The organism is Actinomadura sp. NPDC000600 (assembly GCF_040492135.1).
Classification (GTDB): Bacteria; Actinomycetota; Actinomycetes; order Streptosporangiales; family Streptosporangiaceae; genus Spirillospora.
In genome coordinates this window covers 18,244-36,760 of record NZ_JBEUPD010000019.1, presented here as the reverse complement: position 1 = coordinate 36,760, position 18,517 = coordinate 18,244, and the positions used below count along the sequence as shown (strand labels likewise).

General features: G+C 72.0%; 19 protein-coding genes. 6 read left to right on the top strand and 13 right to left on the bottom strand.

The annotated features are described in order from the left end of the window. Positions 1 to 13: 13 nt before the first annotated feature. Positions 14 to 856: a helix-turn-helix transcriptional regulator gene (locus tag ABWI07_RS25930; RefSeq protein WP_149262098.1), complete on the bottom strand. Its 843-nt coding sequence runs from the start codon at positions 854 to 856 to the stop codon at positions 14 to 16. Between the two features lie 114 nt (positions 857 to 970). Here ABWI07_RS25930 and ABWI07_RS25925 point away from each other — a divergent pair, with 114 nt between their 5' ends. Beyond that, positions 971 to 1,702 carry an SDR family oxidoreductase gene (locus ABWI07_RS25925; protein WP_353820083.1) on the top strand — a complete coding sequence of 244 codons (732 nt, stop codon included), beginning with the start codon at positions 971 to 973 and terminating at the stop codon, positions 1,700 to 1,702. Positions 1,703 to 1,709: 7 nt separating this feature from the next. Here the strand turns inward: ABWI07_RS25925 and ABWI07_RS25920 are convergent, their stop codons facing one another. Then, the gene (locus ABWI07_RS25920; protein ID WP_353820082.1) at positions 1,710 to 2,957 is read right to left on the bottom strand and encodes a cytochrome P450; all 1,248 of its coding nucleotides are present in this window, start codon (positions 2,955 to 2,957) and stop codon (positions 1,710 to 1,712) included. Positions 2,958 to 3,103: 146 nt separating this feature from the next. Beyond that, positions 3,104 to 4,495, bottom strand: a complete 1,392-nt coding sequence (locus ABWI07_RS25915; RefSeq protein ID WP_353820080.1) for an aspartate aminotransferase family protein — start codon at positions 4,493 to 4,495, stop codon at positions 3,104 to 3,106. Positions 4,496 to 4,657: 162 nt separating this feature from the next. On the opposite strand from ABWI07_RS25915, the gene ABWI07_RS25910 reads away from it, so the two are divergent. Then, positions 4,658 to 5,539 carry an alpha/beta fold hydrolase gene (locus ABWI07_RS25910; protein WP_149262094.1) on the top strand — a complete coding sequence of 294 codons (882 nt, stop codon included), beginning with the start codon at positions 4,658 to 4,660 and terminating at the stop codon, positions 5,537 to 5,539. Here the strand turns inward: ABWI07_RS25910 and ABWI07_RS25905 are convergent. Then, positions 5,520 to 7,076 carry a GMC family oxidoreductase gene (locus ABWI07_RS25905; protein WP_353820079.1) on the bottom strand — a complete coding sequence of 519 codons (1,557 nt, stop codon included), beginning with the start codon at positions 7,074 to 7,076 and terminating at the stop codon, positions 5,520 to 5,522. The two genes, ABWI07_RS25910 and ABWI07_RS25905, sit on opposite strands and share 20 nt — an antisense overlap. 181 nt (positions 7,077 to 7,257) lie before the next feature. Here ABWI07_RS25905 and ABWI07_RS25900 point away from each other — a divergent pair, with 181 nt between their 5' ends. Then, positions 7,258 to 8,745, top strand: a complete 1,488-nt coding sequence (locus tag ABWI07_RS25900; RefSeq protein WP_353820078.1) for a tetratricopeptide repeat protein — start codon at positions 7,258 to 7,260, stop codon at positions 8,743 to 8,745. A 31-nt stretch (positions 8,746 to 8,776) separates the two neighbouring features. On the opposite strand, the gene ABWI07_RS25895 is transcribed toward ABWI07_RS25900, so the two are convergent. Then, complete coding sequence (locus ABWI07_RS25895) at positions 8,777 to 9,349, bottom strand: TetR/AcrR family transcriptional regulator (RefSeq protein WP_353820077.1); 573 nt, start codon at positions 9,347 to 9,349, stop codon at positions 8,777 to 8,779. 89 nt (positions 9,350 to 9,438) lie between these two features. Between ABWI07_RS25895 and ABWI07_RS25890 the strand changes: the two genes are divergently transcribed. Beyond that, a complete protein-coding gene (locus ABWI07_RS25890) occupies positions 9,439 to 9,810 on the top strand; it encodes a DUF4267 domain-containing protein (protein ID WP_149262090.1) in 372 nt (123 codons plus the stop codon). A gap of 30 nt (positions 9,811 to 9,840) precedes the next feature. Next, a complete protein-coding gene (locus tag ABWI07_RS25885) occupies positions 9,841 to 10,335 on the top strand; it encodes a cupin domain-containing protein (RefSeq protein WP_149262089.1) in 495 nt (164 codons plus the stop codon). A 75-nt stretch (positions 10,336 to 10,410) separates the two neighbouring features. Here the strand turns inward: ABWI07_RS25885 and ABWI07_RS25880 are convergent, their stop codons facing one another. The 4 genes from ABWI07_RS25880 to ABWI07_RS25865 form a co-directional block, all read right to left on the bottom strand. Beyond that, positions 10,411 to 11,676, bottom strand: a complete 1,266-nt coding sequence (locus tag ABWI07_RS25880) for an SAM-dependent methyltransferase (RefSeq protein ID WP_149262088.1) — start codon at positions 11,674 to 11,676, stop codon at positions 10,411 to 10,413. A gap of 84 nt (positions 11,677 to 11,760) precedes the next feature. Continuing rightward, positions 11,761 to 13,128 (bottom strand): FAD-binding oxidoreductase, encoded by a 1,368-nt coding sequence (locus ABWI07_RS25875; protein ID WP_149262087.1) that lies wholly within the window; start codon positions 13,126 to 13,128, stop codon positions 11,761 to 11,763. A 228-nt stretch (positions 13,129 to 13,356) separates the two neighbouring features. Further along, positions 13,357 to 13,875: a DUF1707 and DUF4870 domain-containing protein gene (locus ABWI07_RS25870; protein WP_149262086.1), complete on the bottom strand. Its 519-nt coding sequence runs from the start codon at positions 13,873 to 13,875 to the stop codon at positions 13,357 to 13,359. A gap of 36 nt (positions 13,876 to 13,911) precedes the next feature. Next, positions 13,912 to 14,718 carry a polysaccharide deacetylase family protein gene (locus ABWI07_RS25865; protein ID WP_353820076.1) on the bottom strand — a complete coding sequence of 269 codons (807 nt, stop codon included), beginning with the start codon at positions 14,716 to 14,718 and terminating at the stop codon, positions 13,912 to 13,914. Between the two features lie 172 nt (positions 14,719 to 14,890). On the opposite strand from ABWI07_RS25865, the gene ABWI07_RS25860 reads away from it, so the two are divergent. Beyond that, positions 14,891 to 15,262, top strand: coding sequence for a hypothetical protein (locus tag ABWI07_RS25860; RefSeq protein WP_149262084.1), 372 nt, complete (start codon positions 14,891 to 14,893; stop codon positions 15,260 to 15,262). A 27-nt stretch (positions 15,263 to 15,289) separates the two neighbouring features. On the opposite strand, the gene ABWI07_RS25855 is transcribed toward ABWI07_RS25860, so the two are convergent. The 4 genes from ABWI07_RS25855 to ABWI07_RS25840 are packed head-to-tail and all read right to left on the bottom strand — an operon-like array spanning position 15,290 to position 18,471. Further along, positions 15,290 to 15,691, bottom strand: coding sequence for an arsenate reductase ArsC (locus ABWI07_RS25855; protein WP_353820075.1), 402 nt, complete (start codon positions 15,689 to 15,691; stop codon positions 15,290 to 15,292). Further along, positions 15,691 to 16,836: an ACR3 family arsenite efflux transporter gene (arsB, locus tag ABWI07_RS25850; RefSeq protein ID WP_502912853.1), complete on the bottom strand. Its 1,146-nt coding sequence runs from the start codon at positions 16,834 to 16,836 to the stop codon at positions 15,691 to 15,693. Before arsB ends, ABWI07_RS25855 begins: the two co-directional genes overlap by 1 nt. Then, positions 16,833 to 17,144, bottom strand: a complete 312-nt coding sequence (locus tag ABWI07_RS25845; RefSeq protein ID WP_353820074.1) for an ArsR/SmtB family transcription factor — start codon at positions 17,142 to 17,144, stop codon at positions 16,833 to 16,835. Before ABWI07_RS25845 ends, arsB begins: the two co-directional genes overlap by 4 nt. Then, a complete protein-coding gene (locus ABWI07_RS25840; RefSeq protein WP_353820073.1) occupies positions 17,131 to 18,471 on the bottom strand; it encodes an MFS transporter in 1,341 nt (446 codons plus the stop codon). Before ABWI07_RS25840 ends, ABWI07_RS25845 begins: the two co-directional genes overlap by 14 nt. Between the last annotated feature and the right edge of the window lie 46 nt (positions 18,472 to 18,517).

Below are 18,517 nucleotides of genomic sequence, written 5' to 3'. Positions count from 1 at the left end.
GGGGCCCGGGGCCTCAGCGGACGCTGAGGTCCTGGGTCCCGACGACGCGCAGCAGTCTCATCGCCTCGTGCGAGGGCGTGCCCGGCGTGGTCGTGTAGAGGACGACCCGCTGGTCGCGTTCCGGCACGTAGAGGACGTCGCAGTGCATGTCCAGCTCGCCGACGACGGGATGCGTCATGCGCTTGCGGCTGCCCCGCCTGATCCCGACCTCGCCCTCGTCCCAGAGCCGGGCGAACAGCGCGCTGCGGCCGGCGACCTCGGCGACCAGCCCGGCGATGCCGGGGTCGCCCGGATACCGGCCGAACGCCGCCCGCAGGTCGGCCACCAGCCCGCGGGCGAACCGCGTCAGGTACTCGTCGGCGCCGTACCGCTCGATGTCGGAGCCGCCGAACAGCCAGCGGACGACGTTGCGCTCATGGGGCGCCATCGCTGCGAAGTCGGTCATGAGCGCCGCCGCGAGCGGGTTCCAGGCGATGATGTCCTGCCGGGCGTTCAGCACGTAGGCGGGCGTGTCGTCCAGCCGTTCGAGCAGGTGCACGATCCCTGGCGGGACGTCCTGCGAAGGGCCGCTCGGCGGTTCCGGCGCCTCACCGGCGAGGCCGTAGAGATAGGCGCGCTCATCGTCGGTCAGCCTCAGCGCGCGCGCCAGCGCCCCGAGGATCTGCCTGGACGGACGGGGCCCGCGCCCCTGCTCAAGGCGGATGTAGTAGTCCACCGACATCCCGGCCAGCTGCGCGACCTCTTCCCGCCGCAGACCGGGGGTCCGGCGGCGCGTCCCTCCCGGGAGCCCGACGTCCGAGGGCTGGATGCGGGCCCGCCGGGAACGCAGGAACGCCGCCATCTCCTGTCTGTCCATGTCCTCCAGCATGTCCGATACGGCGGAGCGGCGGCCGGGCCGAGGGTGGTACGGCCGATCCCAGCTTCGGGCGGTCTCTCCTCAGCCCGGACGCCGCCGGGAAACCTGGACGGCATGACGACACAGATCGCACTCATCACCGGAGCCAACAAGGGCATCGGCTTCGAGACCGCCCGCGTCCTCGGCCGCGGCGGCGCCACGGTGCTGCTCGGGGCGCGCTCGGCCGAGCGCGGCGAGCCGGCCGCCGCCGCGCTCGCCGCGGAGGGGATCGACGCCCGGTTCGTCCGGCTGGACGTCACCGGCGCCGACACCGTCGAAGCCGCCGCCAAGTGGATCGACGCCGAGTTCGGGCGGCTCGACATCCTGGTCAACAACGCCGGGATCACCACGACGGGCGCCACCGGCTTCCCGCCGAGCCGCACGGCCGCGGACCTGGTCCGGACCGCGTTCGAGACCAACGTGTTCGGCGTCGTCGCGGTCACCAACGCGATGCTCCCGCTGCTGCGCCGCTCCCCCGCCGGGCGGATCGTCAACGTCTCCAGCGAACTCGGCTCGCTGACGTTGCACAGCGACCCGTCCAGCCCGGTGCACGGCGTCAACCTGCTGCCGTACAACGCGTCCAAGTCGGCGCTGAACGCCGTCACCGTCGCCTACGCCAAGGAGCTGGCCGGCACCTCGATCACGGTGAACGCCGCCACGCCCGGGTACTGCGCGACGGACCTCAACGGCCACGCCGGGCACCGGACCCCGGAGCAGGGGGCGTCCGTGATCGCCGGGGTGGCCCTCCTCGGCGACGGCGGCCCGACGGGCGCGTTCCTCGCCGAGGACGGCCCCCTGCCCTGGTAGTCCGGGCTCAGATCGAGTAGGGCAGGCGCTTGATCCCGTTGATGAAGTTGGACTCCAGCCGCTCGGGCTCGGCGGCCGCGCGGATCTCCGGCGTCCGGCGCAGCAGCTCGCGGAACATCACGGTGATCTCGCGCCTGGCCAGGTGCGCGCCGAGGCAGAAGTGCGGCCCGGGCCCGCCGAACCCGACGTGCTGCTTGTTGTCGCGCAGGATGTCGAACCGCTCCGGGTCGGTGAAGACCGACTCGTCCCGGTTGGCCGACCAGTAGTAGAGGACGAGCTTGTCGCCCTCCTTGATCTCGTGCTCGTTCAGCATGGTGTCGCGGGTGGCGGTCCGGCGCATCCAGATCACCGGCGAGACGTACCGGACGATCTCCTCGACCGCGCCGGGCATGCGGGCCTCGAAGTCCTCGACGAGCAGGGCCCGCTGGTCGGGGTGGCGGGTGAACAGGTCGAGGCCGTGCGCGATCGCGTTGCGGGTGGTCTCGTTGCCGGCGACGACCAGCAGGATGAAGAACGAGCCGAGCTCCTGGTCGGTCAGAGACTCGCCGTCGAGGTTGGCGTTCACCAGGGCGGAGGTGAGGTCGTCGGTGGGGTTCGCGCGGCGCTGCCGCCCGAGGTCCTCGACCAGGCCGCGGAGCGTCTCGCCGGCGCCGATCAGCGCCATCGCCATCTGCTCGGGGTCGTCGGACGGGATGAACTCGGCGTCGTTGCCCGCCAGGATGACGTTGGTGGCGTCGAGGACGGTCTGGTAGTGCTCCTCCTCGATGCCCATCATGTCGCAGATGATCTTCAGGGGGAGCCGGGCGGCGACGTCCGCCACGAAGTCGCCCGAGCCGCCGCGCGCCGCCACGTTCTCGACGATCTGGCCGGCGACCGCCTCGACCCGGTCCTCGAACCGCTGGATCATGCGGGGCGAGAACGCCCGGGACACGATCCGCCTGATCTTGGCGTGCCGGGGGTCGTCCATGCTGATCAGCGAGCCGAAGTACTCGTGCATGTCGCCCGGCATGTCCGGGATGCTGATGGCGCCCTTGCCGGAGCAGAAGTCCTGCGGGCGGCGGGACGCCTCCACGACGTCGGCGTGCCGGGTCAGCGGGTAGTACCCGGGGCCCTTGGGCACGATGACGACCTCGGGCTCCTCGAAGCGGATGAGGCCGGGGTGCCACCGCAGCGCCTTGAACGCCTCATGGCGGTAGTCGTGCGGCTTCCGCCAGAACTCCCAGTCCGTCAGGTTGATGTCCTCGACTTTGAGCACGCGCCCACCACCTCGTCAACGTCCGAACCCGATTCGGTTTACACGTACCCTCTCAAAGTAAAGAGGAAAGCGCACACTGATCGGCCGGGTGACGCGCCTCACATTAGCCTGCCGGGCCCGGCCCCCGCCCCGGGCCCGGCACGCGGTCACAGCCGCGTCCACGCCTCCTGGAGGACCGAGCGCAGGATCTGCTCGATCTCGTCGAAGTGCCCCTGGTCGCAGATCAGCGGCGGCGCGAGCTGGACGACCGGGTCGCCGCGGTCGTCGGCGCGGCAGTACAGGCCCGCCTCGTAGAGGGCCTTGTCGAGGAACCCGCGCAGCAGCCGCTCGGACTCCTCCTCGTCGAAGGTCTCGCGGGTGTCGCGGTCCTTCACGAGCTCGATGCCGTAGAAGTAGCCGTCGCCTCGGACGTCCCCGACGATCGGCAGGTCGCGCAGCCGCTCCAGCGTGCCCCGGAACGCGTCCCGGTTGCGCAGGACGTGCCCGTTCAGGTCCTCGCGCTCGAACAGGTCGAGGTTGGCCAGCGCCACCGCCGCCGCCACCGGATGCCCGCCGAAGGTGTAGCCGTGCGCGAACATCTCCGTCCCGCCCTTGAACGGCTCGAACAGGCGGTCGGCGACGAGCATCCCGCCGAGCGGCGCGTACCCGGAGGTCACGCCCTTGGCGAAGGTGATGATGTCGGGCGTGTAGCCGAACCGCTGCGCGCCGAACATCGTGCCGAGGCGTCCGAACGCGCAGATCACCTCGTCCGACACCAGCAGGACGTCGTGCCGGTCGCAGATCTCGCGGACGCGCTCGAAGTAGCCGGGCGGCGGCGGGAAGCAGCCGCCGGCGTTCTGCACCGGCTCCAGGAACACGGCGGCGACGGTGTCGGCGCCCTCGAACTCGATGGCCTCCTCGATCCGGTCGGCGGCCCACCGGCCGAAGGCCTCCGGGTCGTCGCGGTGCTCGGCGGCCCGGTAGATGTTGGTGTTGGGCACCCGGAAGCCGCTCGGCACCAGCGGCTCGTACGGCGCCTTCAGACCGGGCAGGCCGGTGATCGACAGCGCGCCGTGCGGGGTGCCGTGGTAGGCGACCGCGCGGCTGATCACCTTGTGCTTGGCCGGCTTGCCGGTGAGCTTGAAGTAGTGCTTGGCGAGCTTCCAGGCGCTCTCGACGGCGTCGCCGCCCCCGGTGGTGAAGAACACGCGGTCCAGCCCGGCGGGCGCGAGGCCGGCGAGCCGCTCGGCCAGCTCGACGGCCTTCGGGTGCGCGTAGGACCAGATCGGGAAGTAGGCCAGCTCGGCGGCCTGCTTGGCGGCGGCCTGCGCCAGCTCCTCGCGGCCGTGCCCGGCCTGCACGGTGAACAGCCCGGAGAGCCCGTCCAGGTAGCGGCGGCCCGCCGAGTCGTAGACGTAGGCGCCCTCGCCCCGGACGATCACCGGGATCTCGCCGCCGCCCTGGGACGCCGAGTGCCGCGAGAAGTGCATCCACAGATGGTCGCGCGCCGCCCTCTGCATCGCGTCGTGCTGCTGGCTGGTCACGTCCGGCTCCGTCATCACGTTTCCCTCGATGCGATCGATCCAGTTGCGCAGATGCTACGGGACTACGGATTCCGCTGTAAATACGTGGTGATACCTCGATATCCGAAGAGAGACACCCCCGGCGACCGTCGGTCGCGAAGCCGCGGGTACCGTTCGCCGCGAACCGAGGAGGCGGACATGGGCGACATCACGACCGGATCTGTCAGCGCGAACGGGCTCGACTTCGGCTATCTCACCGCCGGCCCCGACGACGGGCCCCTGGCGCTGCTGCTGCACGGCTTCCCCGACTCCCCGCACACCTGGCGGCACCTCATGCCGGAGCTGGCCGCCGCCGGATACCGCGCCGTGGCCCCCTTCATGCGCGGCTACGCCCCCACGTCCGTCCCCGAGGACGGCGCGTACCAGAGCGGCGCCCTCGCCGCCGACGCCGTCGCCCTGCACGAGGCGCTCGGCGGCGGCTCCGACGCGGTGCTCGTCGGCCACGACTGGGGCGCCTTCGCCGCCTACGGCGCGGCCGCCGCCGCCCCGGAGCGGTGGCGCAAGGCGGTCGCCATGTCCGTCCCGCCCCTCTCGGTGATGACGACCGCGTTCTTCGACTACGAGCAGCTCAAGCGCTCCTTCTACATCTTCGTCTTCCAGACGCCGCTGGCCGAGCTCGCCTTCGGCCGCGCGTTCGTCGAGGGGCTGTGGCGCGACTGGTCGCCGGACGACGGCCGCGACCGGTCCGGGGACGTCGACCGCGTCATGGAGTGCCTTGGCGCGCCCGCCAACGCCGCGGCGGCGATCGGGTACTACCGCGCGATGCTCGACCCGTCCCGGCACGTCGAGCGGTACGCGGCCGAGCAGGAGGCGACGACCCTCACCGGCGAGCGCCCCGTCCTCTACCTGCACGGCGCCGAGGACGGCTGCCTCGGCGCGGACGCGGTCGACCTCGACGCCGTCCTGGCGGCCCTCCCGCCGGGCTCGCGGGCGGAGCGGATCCCCGCGGCCGGCCACTTCCTCCAGCTCGACCGCCCCGCCGAGGTGAACGGGCACGTCCTCAGCTGGCTGGCGTCCTGATCAGGTCGGCCGCCTTCTCGCCGATCATGATCGCGGGGGCGTTGGTGTGGCCCCTGGTGATCCGCGGCAGGACCGACACGTCCGCGACGCGGAGCCCCTCGACGCCGCGGACGCGCAGGTCCGGGTCGACGACGGAGTCCTCGCCGGTGCCCATCCGGCACGTGCCGGTGGGGTGGTAGAGCGTCTCGGAGTGGCCCCGGACGTAGGCGGCCAGCGCCTCGTCGTCGTCCGCCCCCACGTAGGGGTCCATGACGTCGCCGACGTACGGCTTCAGCGCGTCTCCGGCCATCAGCTCCTCCGCGTGGCGGATGCCGTGCATCAGCCTGCGCAGGTCGCTCTCCCCGGACAGGTAGCCGGGGTCGATCACCGGCGGCGCGGCCGGGTCGGCGGAGGCGAGCGTGATGCGTCCGGACGACTCCGGCTGGAGCAGCACGACGCCGACCGTCACGCCGTGCTCGGTCGGCGGGGTGAGCCCGTGCGCGACGTACGGGGCCGGCGCGAAGATCAGTTCGAGGTCGGGGGCGTGCAGGGACGGGGCGCTCTTGGTGAAGACGACCGCCTCGCCCACGTTGGAGGTGAAGGGTCCGCGCCGCGCGAGCAGGTAGCGGGCGATGTTCGGCACCGACTCCGCCCCGGCGAGCGTGACCTTCCTGGGGCAGTGCCGGACGACGCCGGCCGACAGGTGGTCCTGGAGGTGGCGCCCGACCTCGGGAGACTCCACGACCGGCTCCACTCCGGCGCTCCGCAGGTGGTCGGGGTCGCCGACGCCGGACAGCATCAGCAGATGCGGCGACCCGACCGTGCCCGCGGCCAGGACGACCTCGCGGCGGGCCGTGACGCGTCCGCCGCCGTACTCCACGCCGGTCGCGCGGCCGTCCTCGATCAAGATCTTCGACACCTGCGCGCCGGTCATGACGGTCAGGTTGGGGCGCTTGCGGGCCGGGCGCAGGTAGGCGTCGGCCGCGCTGCACCGCCTGCCGCGCCGCTGGCTGACCGGCGTGAGCGCGAACCCCTCGTTGGAGGGGCCGTTCAGCTCGGGCAGCCTGGTCAGGCCGGCGGCGGCGCACGCCTCCAGGAACGCCCGCGTCGCCTCGTTCGGGCTGCGCTGCTCGGAGATCGTGACGGGACCGGACGTCCCGTACACGTCGCCCTTGTTGCTGCCGACGCGTCCCTCGACCCGCTTGAAGTACGGGACGACGTCCTCGTACGACCAGCCGGGGACGTCCCAGTCGTCGTAGTCGTCGTAGTGGCCGCGCACCCACATCATCGCGTTCAGTGAGGACGACCCGCCGAGCATCCTCCCCCGCGGCCAGTACAGCTCGCGCCCGTCCAGCCCGGGCTGCCGAGCGGTGCTGAAGTCCCAGGCGTACTCGGTCTTGAAGAGCTTCGGGAACGCCGCCGGGATGTGGATCTCGCCCTTGTCGTCCGGGCCGCCCGCCTCCAGCAGCGCGACCGTGACGGAGGCGTCCTCGGACAGCCGCGCGGCCAGAGCGCAGCCCGCGGACCCGGCGCCGACGATGACGTAGTCGTGTTCCATGAGGGCTCCCGCTCTCCACGGGCCGCGGCACCGGCCCGGTTCTTTCCCCAGGGCTTACCACCGCGCGGCCCGCCCGTCCATGCGTCGCGGAGCGGTTTCGGAAGTCGGCGCGCCGATGGAACCCGGATCGGGCGGACGGCGTCGATCCCGTGGACCTTTGATCACTCGGAGGAGGCGTGCGATGACCGGGTACCCGGCCGGATCAGTCGAACCGTACGAGCGCGGCGTGGAGGCCCGGCGCGACGGGAACCTCGCGGAGGCCGAGAAGCTGCTGAAGCAGGCGTTCGAAGCGGGGCATCCCGGCGGCGCCCACGAACTCGGCGGCATCGCGGCGCAACTCGGCGCCGACCGCGAGGCGGTGGCGTGGTGGCGGCGGGCCGCCGAGGCGGGGCTCCCCGAGAGCGCCTTCGAGCTCGGCTACGGCGCGGAGCGGGACGGCGATCTGGATGCCGCCGAGCGCTGGTACCGGCAGGCGGCCGAGGGCGGCCATCTGGGCGGCACCCTGAACCTCGGCATCCTCCTGGAGAACCGGGGCGACGTCGACGAGGCCATGGGCCTCTACCGCCGGGCCTGGGAGCTGGGGTCCGACAAGGCCGCGTTCAACCTCGGCCGGCTGTACGACGCCGACGGGAAGGGCGACCTCGAGGCGGCGGAGAGCTGGTACGCCCGCGCCGCCGAGCGCGGGAACGGCGGCGCCGCGTTCAATCTCGGTTTCGTGCGGCAGGACCGGGGCGATCCCGCCGGGCAGCTCGAGGCATGGCGCCGCGCGGCCGACCTCGGGCATCCCAAGGCCGCCTTCGGCCTCGGTGTGGAGGCCGAGAACGCGGGAGACGAGGACGCCGCCATCGGCTGGTTCCGCAGGTCGGTGCAGGAGGCCGGCGTCGAGCAGGCCGCCCGCAGGCTGGGCGACCTCTACCGGCGCCGGGGCGACGCGCGCAGTGCCCGGTTCTGGTCGGAGTTCGTGAGCGGGCTCAGCTGCTACAGCCCGGAGTTCGAGGCGTTCGCCGCCGCGGGCTCGGCCGCGGCGATCCAGCGGCAGGACGTCCTCAACGCCGCCGTCGGGGACGGCGACATCGCCTTCGACCTCGACGCGCGCACCCTCACCTCGGGCGGACGCACCTTCCACGGCGTGACGTTCCTCGGCAGCTTCTCGCACGTGAGCGACACGTGGCTGTGGGCGTGGGCCAATCCGAACTACGAGAACGACGTGGCCGCCATCGTCCCGCTGGCCGCCGTCCGCGAGTACGGCGAGCGCCATGCCGTCCCCGAGCTGTCGGCGGGACGCCTGGACCTGTGCGACTTCCCCGACCCGCACCAGGCGGCGACCACCATGGTCGTCGCCGCCGCCGCGCTGCTCGGCGGCAACGGCGTGCGGAGCTGCCGCGTGAACGACGGGCAGGGCTCGTTCTACTTCCACCTCGACGACCCGTCCCTGCCCGCGGCCGAGTTCGACCCGCTCTCGGCGACGCGCCTCCTGATGGCCGCCGCCGAGATCTTCCCCACCGAGCAGCGCCGCGTCGTCCGCGGCTTCCTCGCCCACCACGGGTGCCGGATCAGGGAGTCCGAGGAGGTCGTCGAGGGCATCGCCCCGCAGGGCGGCCAGGTGACGGTCGCCTTCACGCCCGACGGCCTCATCAAGGCCGCCAGCGCGGGCCACGCCGCCGGCTGACCGGTCCGGCCTCCGGCAGTGGCGGGCGAGGTCAGGCGGAGAAGCGGCGGAGCAGGACGGCCATGCGCTTGTCGTGGTGCTCGCGGTGCATGCGCCCGTCGCGCATCAGGGTGAGGAGGCCGTGCAGGCCGCTCCAGAAAGTCTCGGTGAGGACGTCCACGTCGTCCTCGCCCGCGAACGGCCGGACGGTCTCGCGCAGCTCGCCGAAGGCCTCCTGGAGCGGCGCCGGGGCCTCGGGGGTCGCGAACGGCAGGTCGACGGACCTGACGAACATCACGTCGTAGAGGGCGGGCCTGCGCTCCGCGAAGTCCGTGTAGGCCGCCGCGACGTTGGCCAGCGCCTCGGCGGGCTCGCGGGCCGTGGTGCGCGCCTGCCGCAGCTCGACCGCGAGCTCGGCGCAGCCCTCGACCGCGACCGCCGCCATGATGGCGCCCTTGCCCTTGAAGTGGCTGTAGAGGACGGGCTGGCTGTACTCGATCTCCGCGGCGAGCCGCCGCGTCGTCACCGCGTCCCACCCCTCGCTCTCGGCGAGCTCCCGCGCCGCCGTGATGATCAGCTTCTCGCGTTCCGCGCGCTCGCGCTCCTTGCGGCCCTGGATCGACATGACCGCGACTCTAGCACTGCTAGATATTCTGCTCATGCTCTGCTAGCGTCGATCTCGTTCCTAGCAGCGCTAGCAATGAGGAGACCTCCATGCTCACCCCCATCGCCTATGGCCTGGCCGTCGTGCTCGCCCTGTTCTGCGTCCTGATCGGCCTGCGATTCCTCACGGCCCCCGTGGCGTCGGCCGCCGGCTACGGGGTCCCCGCCAAGCCGGACGGCGACCGCGCCTACCTGGAGATCAAGGGGCTGCGCGACCTGACCTTCGGCGTCCTCGGCCTCGCCTTGATCGCTTTCGCGGGCGCGCACGCCGCGGGCTGGTACATGCTGACCGTGGCACTCGCGCCGCTCGGCGACACCCTCATCGTGCTGCGCTACGGCGGCCCGAAGGCCACCGCCTTCGGCGTCCACTTCGCCACCGCCGCGGCCGTGCTGGTGAGCGCGGCCCTCCTCTTCGCCGTCTGACCGTTCCGTTCCGGACAAGGAGCCCACCGCATGTCACTGATCTCACCGGACTTCGACGAATCTGTGATCGTCCGTGCCGCCGACGCCGAGGTCGTCGACCTCTCCCCCAGCGTCACCCGCCTGCTGGCCGACAGCAGCTCGACCGGCGGCGCCCTGTCCACCCACCGGGTGACCCTGGCCGGCGGCGCCAACGGGGCCCGACCGCACCGCCACGACGGATCCGCCGAGATGTTCTACATGCTGGACGGCGCCGCCCAGCTGCTCTCGGGCGAGCAGGTGGTCACCGCCGAACGCGGCGACCTCGTCATCGTGCCGCCCGGCCTGCCGCACGCCTTCGCCGCCGCCCCCGGGCACGACGCCGACATCCTCATCGTCATCACCCCGGGCGTCGAGCGGTTCGAGTACTTCCGCCACCTGGAGCGCATCGTCCACGGGAAGGTCCCGCCCGAGAGCCTGCTGGACGTCCAGGAGCTCTACGACACCTACTTCCTCAGCAGCGAGGCCTGGGAGAAGGCGCGCGGCTGACCGCCGGGCCCGAAACGCCGACGAGCCGACCGGAAGCGTCCGGTCGGCCCGTCGGCGGCGTCGGCTCGCGCGCCGTCACGACCCCCAGTCGGGGCGCAGCGGCATGTGGCTCGTGCCGTCGTCCTCCAGCTTCACGCCGAGCGTCTGGTGCAGCTGGATCCAGTTCTGGTTGAAGCCGAGCACGCAGCCGGCCATGTAGACGCGCCACACGCGGGCCGTGCCCTCGCCGACCTCGGCGACGGCCTCGTCCCAGTGGGCGTCGAGGTTCTCGCACCAGCCGGTGAGCGTGCGCGCGTAGTGCTCGCGCAGGTTCTCCTGGTGGCGGATCTCGAACCCGGCGTCGTTCATCTGGCACTGGACGTAGCCCGGGCCCTCCAGCTCTCCGTCCGGGAACACGTACCGGTTGATGAACCCGTTCTCCTTGCGGGACGGCAGCGTGTTGTCGGGGCGCGTGATGGTGTGGTTCAGCATCCGCCCGCCCTTCTTCAGCTTCCCGTGGAGGAAGGAGAAGTAGGCCGGCAGGTTCTTCTTCCCGATGTGCTCGGTGAGGCCGATGGAGCTGATCGCGTCGAAGCCGGTCTCGGTCACGTCGCGGTAGTCCATGTGCCGGACCTCCGCGAGGTCGGACAGGCCCCGGTCGGCGATGGCCTTCTGCGCCCACTCGGCCTGCTGCTTGGACAGCGTGACGCCGAGCGCCTTGACCCCGTACTCCTTCGCGGCGTGCATCACCATGCCGCCCCAGCCGCAGCCCACGTCCAGCAGCCGCATCCCCGGCTTCAGCCCGATCTTCTTGGCCACCAGGTCGTGCTTGTTGAACTGGGCCTCCTCCAGCGTCGCGCCCTCATGCGGATAGCACGCGCAGGTGTAGGCCATGGAGGGGCCGAGCACCCATTCGTAGAAGGTGTTGGACACGTCGTAGTGGTGGGAGATGGCCCGCGCGTCCCGCCTCTTGGAGTGCCGCAGCCACGAGGGGATGCGGCTGAACGGCGCCTCCTGCGGCGGCGGGTCCAGCCGCCGCGACGCCGCGGCCCGCAGCAGCGGATCGCGCATCACCGAACCGGCGATCTTCGCCTTGTCGCGCGGCGACACGTCGGCGAGCACCTGCTGCATCGTGGTCAGCGCCGTGATCATGTCGCCGTTCACGTCGATCATGCCGGTGACGTAGGCGCGGGCGAGGCCCAGCGCGCCCGGCGAGTGCAGCAGGTACGAGACCGCGTACGGCGAGCGGACGTCGAACCGGATGTCGGCGCCGGGCACCCCGGCACGGGAACCGTCGTAGGCCGTGAACTCCACTGGCGCCTCAGCCCCGGCGAGCTGCTCGAAGACCCTGGCCAGCGTCATCTTGCTCCTCCTGTCTCTCCGCCCCGGCCCGGACGGCGGCGGTCGGCCGCCTCCGCGCGGGGCTCCCCCGAAGCGGGCGCCTGGTCAGCGTCCGCGCACGCACTTGTCATAGAGGTCCAGCAACCTCCCGTCGGGGTCGTAGGACCCCTTGAGCCGCCGGTAGGTCTCCCCGTCGTAGTACCGCCAGAACTCGTCCCGGCCGTAGAAGGCGGTCGAGTAGAGGGACTTGTGGCCGTCGAGGGCGGCCACCTTCCGTTCGATGAGGCGGTTGTGGTACTCGGGGATCTGGCCCGGCGGGATCCGCACCGTCCCCCAGAAACCGGCGTTCACGTAGGGGCGGCCCACGTCCAGCGGGTACAGCGGCCACCGCTCCTTGGCGCGCAGCGGGCAGAGCCAGATCGGGCTCATGCCCACCTTGTCGTGGAAGAACTCCAGGAACTCCGGCAGTTTCTCGACCGGCACCTCGATGTCCTGGATGACGTCCTCGCGCGGCCGCAGCCCGCGCCACCGCTCCGCGCGCGCGACGATGTGGTAGCGGCGGTCGTAGGCGACGAGCTTGCGGTACACGTCGGAGCGCTTGTACTTGTCGGGCCACAGCCTCCGGACGGCCGGGTTCTGCACGCCGAACGCGCCCGAGCACCAGAACCAGTCGGTGTCCCAGCGCCAGATGTAGTCGCGGATCGTCAGGAAGTCGACCGACCGCTGCTGGATCGACCTGTAGTAGATCTGCTGGCCGGTGTAGTCGGAGGTGTAGGGCGCCGAGTCGGCGAAGAAGCCGAGCGTGATGTACTGCTCGTCGGCGCTGAAGACCGTCCCGTCCATGAAGTCGACGGTCTCGTCCTCGAACGTCCCCGACTCGGTGATCTCCCCCATCACGCGGGCGAGCTCCGCCGCGTCGGTGAACCGCAGGTGCCGCAGCCGGACGTACGGCCGGACGGGCCGCAGCTCGATCTTCAACCGGAGGCTGTAGCCGAGCGTCCCGTAGGAGTTCGGGAAGCCGTAGAACAGGTCCTTGTGCTCGTTGTCGCGCGTGGCCGTGACGATCTGCCCGTCGCCGGTGAGGACCTCCAGCTCCAGGACGCCCTCGTGCGGCAGCCCGTCGCGGAACGAGGTCGACTCGATGCCGAGCCCGGTCACCGCGCCGCCCAGCGTGATCGTCTTCAGCTGCGGGACGACCGTCGGCATCAGGCCGTGCGGCAGCGTCGCGTCGACCAGGTCCTCGTAGGTCGTCATGCCCTGGACCTGCGCGGTCCGCTCGTCCGGGTCGACGCTCAGCACCTTGTCGAATCCGGATACGTCCAGGCCGGGCGCCGACGAGGGGTCGCGCCACCGGAACAGGTTCGAGGTCCGCTTCGCCAGCCGCACCGGCGTGCCCGCCGGTATGGCCCGGTAGGACCTCCTGAGCGCCTCCACCGCCCGCTGGTGATCGCCCTTGATCGCAAGCTCCGTCATCTACCCCTCCCTCGCATAGTTAATCGATCATCCCATGCATGGTCCACATAACCCGGACGTCGCGGGAGTCACAGGTAGAGAGGGGAATAAAACCACGGGCGTACACATAGGCGTCGTTTCATCTCCTGGAGGCTGCCGGCCGCCGTCACGGCGGCCACGTCAACTCTCCCCGGAGGCGTACTCCGACAAACCCGAGGCGCGTTCAGCGGCGGTTCCGCGCGCCCCCGTTCACTTCACCAGGCGCAGGATCCACGGGTAGCGGAACGTCTGGCCGGTCAGCGCGAAGACGGCCGCGATCGCCGACAGCACCCACGCCACCGCGTACGCGACCCCGCCGACGCCGAACGTGACGATCGTGAGGAGCAGTAGCGTGACCTGGAAGTTCACGGCCTCCGCCGCCTGCAGCCGGACGTAGGGCGACCGCTTGCCGCTCAGCAGCATCAGCAGGAGCGGGCCGACGAACAGCGTCGGGACGGCGACGGCGTGCGCGGCGGCGGCCAGCATCCGGTCCTCGCCCGTCACCGCCGCGCCCTCCGGCACGACGGGCCGCGCGGGGGCGGGCACCAGGTCGTGGAGGACCGCGCCGAGGTCCTTGCGCGTCTTGCCCGTCATCGCCAGTTGCACGCGCAGGTCGAACTCGTCCTCGTCGAGGCGCCCTTCGGCGTAGGCGTCCTGAAGCCGCTGGATGACCGGTTCCCGCTCGGCGTCCGAGACCCGCAGATCCCCCACCGCGTAGCTGCTGTCCATACGACCAATGCTCCGCGCGGCCCCGCCTCCGGGCTATCAGGGAAGACCCTGAGGATCCCCTGAATTGCGCCGGACGTACTCCTCCCCTGGGATCAGGCGCCCGCCGAACAGCTCCGACACCGTGACGAACACGTACCCCTCGGCGGCCAGCCGGTCGATGATCTTCGGAACGGCCCGCACGCTCGTCGGGTGGATGTCGTGCATGAGGACGATGTAGCCGGGCCTCGCCGCCTTCAGCACCCGCCTCTCGACGTAGGCGGTGTCGCGGTGCTCCCAGTCGAGGGGATCGACCGTCCACAGCACCTGCGCCAGCCCCAGCCGCCGCGTGATCTCCTTCAGCCGCTTGGACGTCGACCCGTACGGCGGCCTGAGCAGCACTGGCACGACCCCCGACGCCCGCCGGATCGCGTCCTGCGTCTTCGTCAGCTCCGCCATGACCTTCTTCTGGGAGGCCCTCCCGAGGTCGGCGTGCGTGTAGCTGTGGTCGGCGATCTCATGCCCGGCCTCATGCTCGCGCCGCACCAGTTCCGGATGCCTCGCGGCGTTCTCCCCCACGATGAAGAACGTGGCCCTGACCTTGCGGGCGGCGAGGATGTCCAGCAGTTCCGCGGTGCTCGCCGCGGGCCCGTCGTCGAACGTCAGCGCCAGGCACTTGAGCCGGGCGCAGTCGGGCGGCGGCTCGGGCGGCGCCGCCGGCTTCGGCCGGGGCCTCGCCGCGGGGGGCGCGGTTTGCGCGACGGGCCTCACCTGGCCCCGGGCGGGGGTGAGCGTGCTCAGGACGCCGCACACCGAGACCGCGAGCACGGCCGCGGCCACCCGCCGAACAAGGTTCGGCCTGCTCATCGACACCCCCGCGTGATGATCCCCCGAAGGCGCCAGTCTAGGGCTCGGGTCCCCGCCCGGCCGGGCTCGCCGCCGCTGTGTCGGGAACCCGCGCGCCGCCGATCTCGTTATCGTCGTACACCGCAACCCCGCCCGGAGCCGTTCCGGGCGGGACCAGACGACGGGGTGAGGGATGAGGTTCCGGGACCGGTTCGGGATCCGCAGGCACCGCGGGTCCACGGTGACGAAGCTCGACAGGGAGGCGACGGACTCCGACATCGAGGCGCTGATCGCCTTCGCCCGCGACCGCCGCGGCGTCGAGTTCTTCGTCGAGCCGGAGACCTACGCCACCGACACCACGGCCGTCGCCGTCGCCCACGACGGCGAGTGGACGCGCCGCCGCGTCGGCTCCCCCAAGGTCATCGGCAGGGTCGCCCGCGACCTCGGCCTGCCCGTCTACGACGTCCAGATCGTCGGCTACCCGCCCCGCATGCGCGCCTGGAACGACCGCAACCGCGACCGCCGCATCGACCCCGGCACCCCCGGCCAGGCCGTCTCCTCCTGACCCCCGCCCCGTGGTCCGAGAAAGGCTCTAAGCCGTGAGTTCAGCGGCGAGCGCCTCCACGCGGGCGCGGATCTCGTCGCGGATGGGACGCACGGCGTCGACACCCTGCCCGGCGGGGTCGTCGAGCCGCCAGTCGAGGTAGCGCTTGCCGGGAAAGACCGGGCAGGTGTCCCCGCAGCCCATGGTGATGACGACGTCGGAGGCCTGGACGGCGTCGACTGTCAGGACCTTGGGGATCTCGGCCGCGATGTCGATGCCCTCTTCTGCCATGGCCTGGACGACGGCGGGGTTGACCCGGTCGGCGGGCTCGGAGCCGGCGGACCGGACCTCGACCCGGTCGTCGGCGAGATGGGTGAGGTAGGCGGCGGCCATCTGGGACCGTCCGGCGTTGTGGACGCAGACGAACAGCACACTGGGCTTCTCGGACATCAGGCACCTCGCGGATCGGAAGTCGTGGGCAGGAGGGTCTCGGCGGCCCCGGCCCCGCGCGGCCGGGCGGGGAACCGGCGGCGGAGCCCGAGCGAGACGTGGACGAGGGCGACCAGTACGGGCACCTCGATCAGCGGACCGACGACACCGGACAGCGCCTGGCCGGAAGTGACCCCGAACGTGCCGACGGCTACGGCGATGGCCAGTTCGAAGTTGTTCCCGGCCGCGGTGAAGGCCAGCGTCGCGATGCGGGAGTAGGGCAGCCGGACAGCGCGGCCCAACGCGAAGGCCCCGCCCCACATGAGCGCGAAATAAGCCAGCAGCGGCACGGCGATGCGGGCGACGTCGGCCGGCCTTGAAGTGATCGCCTTCCCCTGCAGGGCGAACAGGATCACGATCGTGAACAGCAGCCCGTAGAGCGCGACCGGTCCGATGCGGGGCAGGAACCGCTCCTCGTACCAGTCGCGCCCGCGGGTCTTCTCCCCGAGGCGACGGGTGAGGTATCCGGCCAGGAGAGGGACGCCGAGGAACACGAGGACGTTCACCACGATCGCGCCGGTGGAGAAGTGCGCGTCGTCGGTCTCCAGGCCGAGCCGGCCCGGCAGGACCCGCAGGTAGAACCAGCCGAGCGCGCCGAAGGCCACCACCTGGAAGAGCGAGTTCAGCGCGACCAGGACGGCGGCGGCCTCGCGGTCGCCGCACGCCAGGTCGTTCCAGATGACGACCATGGCGATGCAGCGGGCCAGCCCGACGATGATCAGGCCCGTCCGGTACTCGGGCAGGTCGGGCAGGAGGCTCCATGCCAGGGCGAACATCACCGCGGGCCCGACCAGCCAGTTGAGGACGAGCGAGGAGGCCATCAGCCGGCGGTCGCGGGTGACGGCGTCGAGCCGGTCGTAGCGGACCTTGGCCAGCACCGGATACATCATGACCAGCAGGCCGAGCGCGATCGGCAGCGAGATCCCGCCCGCTTCCACCTTGCTCAGCGCGTCGTCCAGACCGGGAAGAGCGCGTCCGAGACCGAGCCCGAGCCCCATCGCGATGATGATCCACAGAGGCAGGAGGCGGTCCAGGGTCGACAGCCCCGCGACGCCTTCGGGCCCGCCGGGGCCGGCACCGGGCCGCGCCGGTTCGGTCGCGGTCACGTGCAAGGCCGCTTCCGCCCGTGGAGGTCGACCTGGCGCGCGGCCTCGGCGAGACCCGTCAGCTTGGCGGCCAGATCGTCCAGCACCTCGGGGCGCAGCCGGTAGTAGGTGAAGCGCCCGCACGGCTCGGTGTCGACCAGCCCCGCCTCGCGCAGCGCCCGCAGGTGGTTGGAGACGTTGGTCTGCCTGGCCCCCGTCTCCTCGACGAGATGGCACGTGCACAGCGACTCGCTCGCGAGCAGCGAGACGATCCGGGCCCGCAGGGGGTCGGCGAGCAGGCGCAGTACATCAGTTTCAACTGACATCATCACAGACTGATACGTTAGCAGGCGATCCCGGGGCGGCGGCGTGCCGGGGGACGCTGCCCGAGGCGACCGCGGCGGCCAGCGCGGCGATCGCGGCGAGAGCGGCGAACATCGCCGGGTAGCCGCCGAGAGCGGCGGCGAGCCCGGCGCCCGCGGCGGGCGCGATCGCTCCGGCGATCGTGACGGGTGCGGCGAGGATGCCGGAGAGCGAGCCGTAGGCGGCGGTGCCCCAGCGGTCGGACACGGCGGTCGCCTGGAGCAGGGTGGCGATGCCGCGCATCGCCCCGACCAGGACGGCGACGGCGACGAGCAGCGGGACGGGGCCCGGGAGCGCCGCGAGCATGGCGATGGTGACGGCCGAACCCGCCAGGATGCAGACGGTGCGGGAGCGGACACCGGTACGGCGGGTCAGTGCGCCGTAGCCGAGGCGTCCGGCGACCTGGCCGACGCCGCCGAGACCGAGGGCCCAGGCGGCGACGGCGCTGGAGGCGCCACGAGAGGTGAGCAGCGGGATGAGGTTGGTGACCACGGCGTACATGGAGAACGACCAGAGGGTGAGGGCCGTGGTCAGCAGCAGGAACGGGGAACCCCGCACCACCGCCTTCCGCCGTCCGGGCGCGGCGTCGCGGGCCGTGCCGTCGCGGGCCGCGTTGTCGCGGGCTGCGTTGTCGGCCGGACGCCGTCCGGCGGCGGGGGGCCAGGGACGGCGCAGCGCGAAGTGGTGCAGCGGGACGGTGGCGGCGAGCAGGGCAGCGAGCACCAGGTACACGGCCCGCCACGACATGTGCGCCGCCAGGGCGCTGGTGAGCGGGGCGAACACGGTGCTGGCGAGACCGGCGACCAGGGTGAGGGTCGTGAGGGCCCGGACGTGCCGGGGCGCGTAGTAGCGGGTGAGGGCGGCGAATGCCGGCGGGTAGAGCACGGCGGCCATCGCGGCCCCGGCCAGCAGCCACGCTGCGACGAACCACGCCAGGCCGGGGGCGGCGGCCAGGCCGAGCACGCCCAGGACCGCGGCGGCCGAGCCGGCGGTCATCGGGATCCGGGGTCCATGGCGGTCGAGGACGCGCCCGAGGGGGACACCGCCGATCGCGGCGACGACCAGCCCGGCGGAGAACGCGGCGGTGATCGACCCGGTGGACCAGCCGGTGTCGCGGGTGATGGCCGGGGCCAGGACGGGGAAGGCGTAGTAGAGCACTCCCCAACTGGTGATCTCGGTGACGCAGAGCGCCAGCAGGGGAACGCGGGAGACCGCGCCCCCGGGCATCGGATCCGCGAGGACGCCGCGGCCGGTGTTCTCGTCCGGCCCCGGCCCCGCGCGCTCGGAGGTCACCGGGATGCTCCTATGAGGTCGCGATCACCCGTTCGGCTCGTGGTGA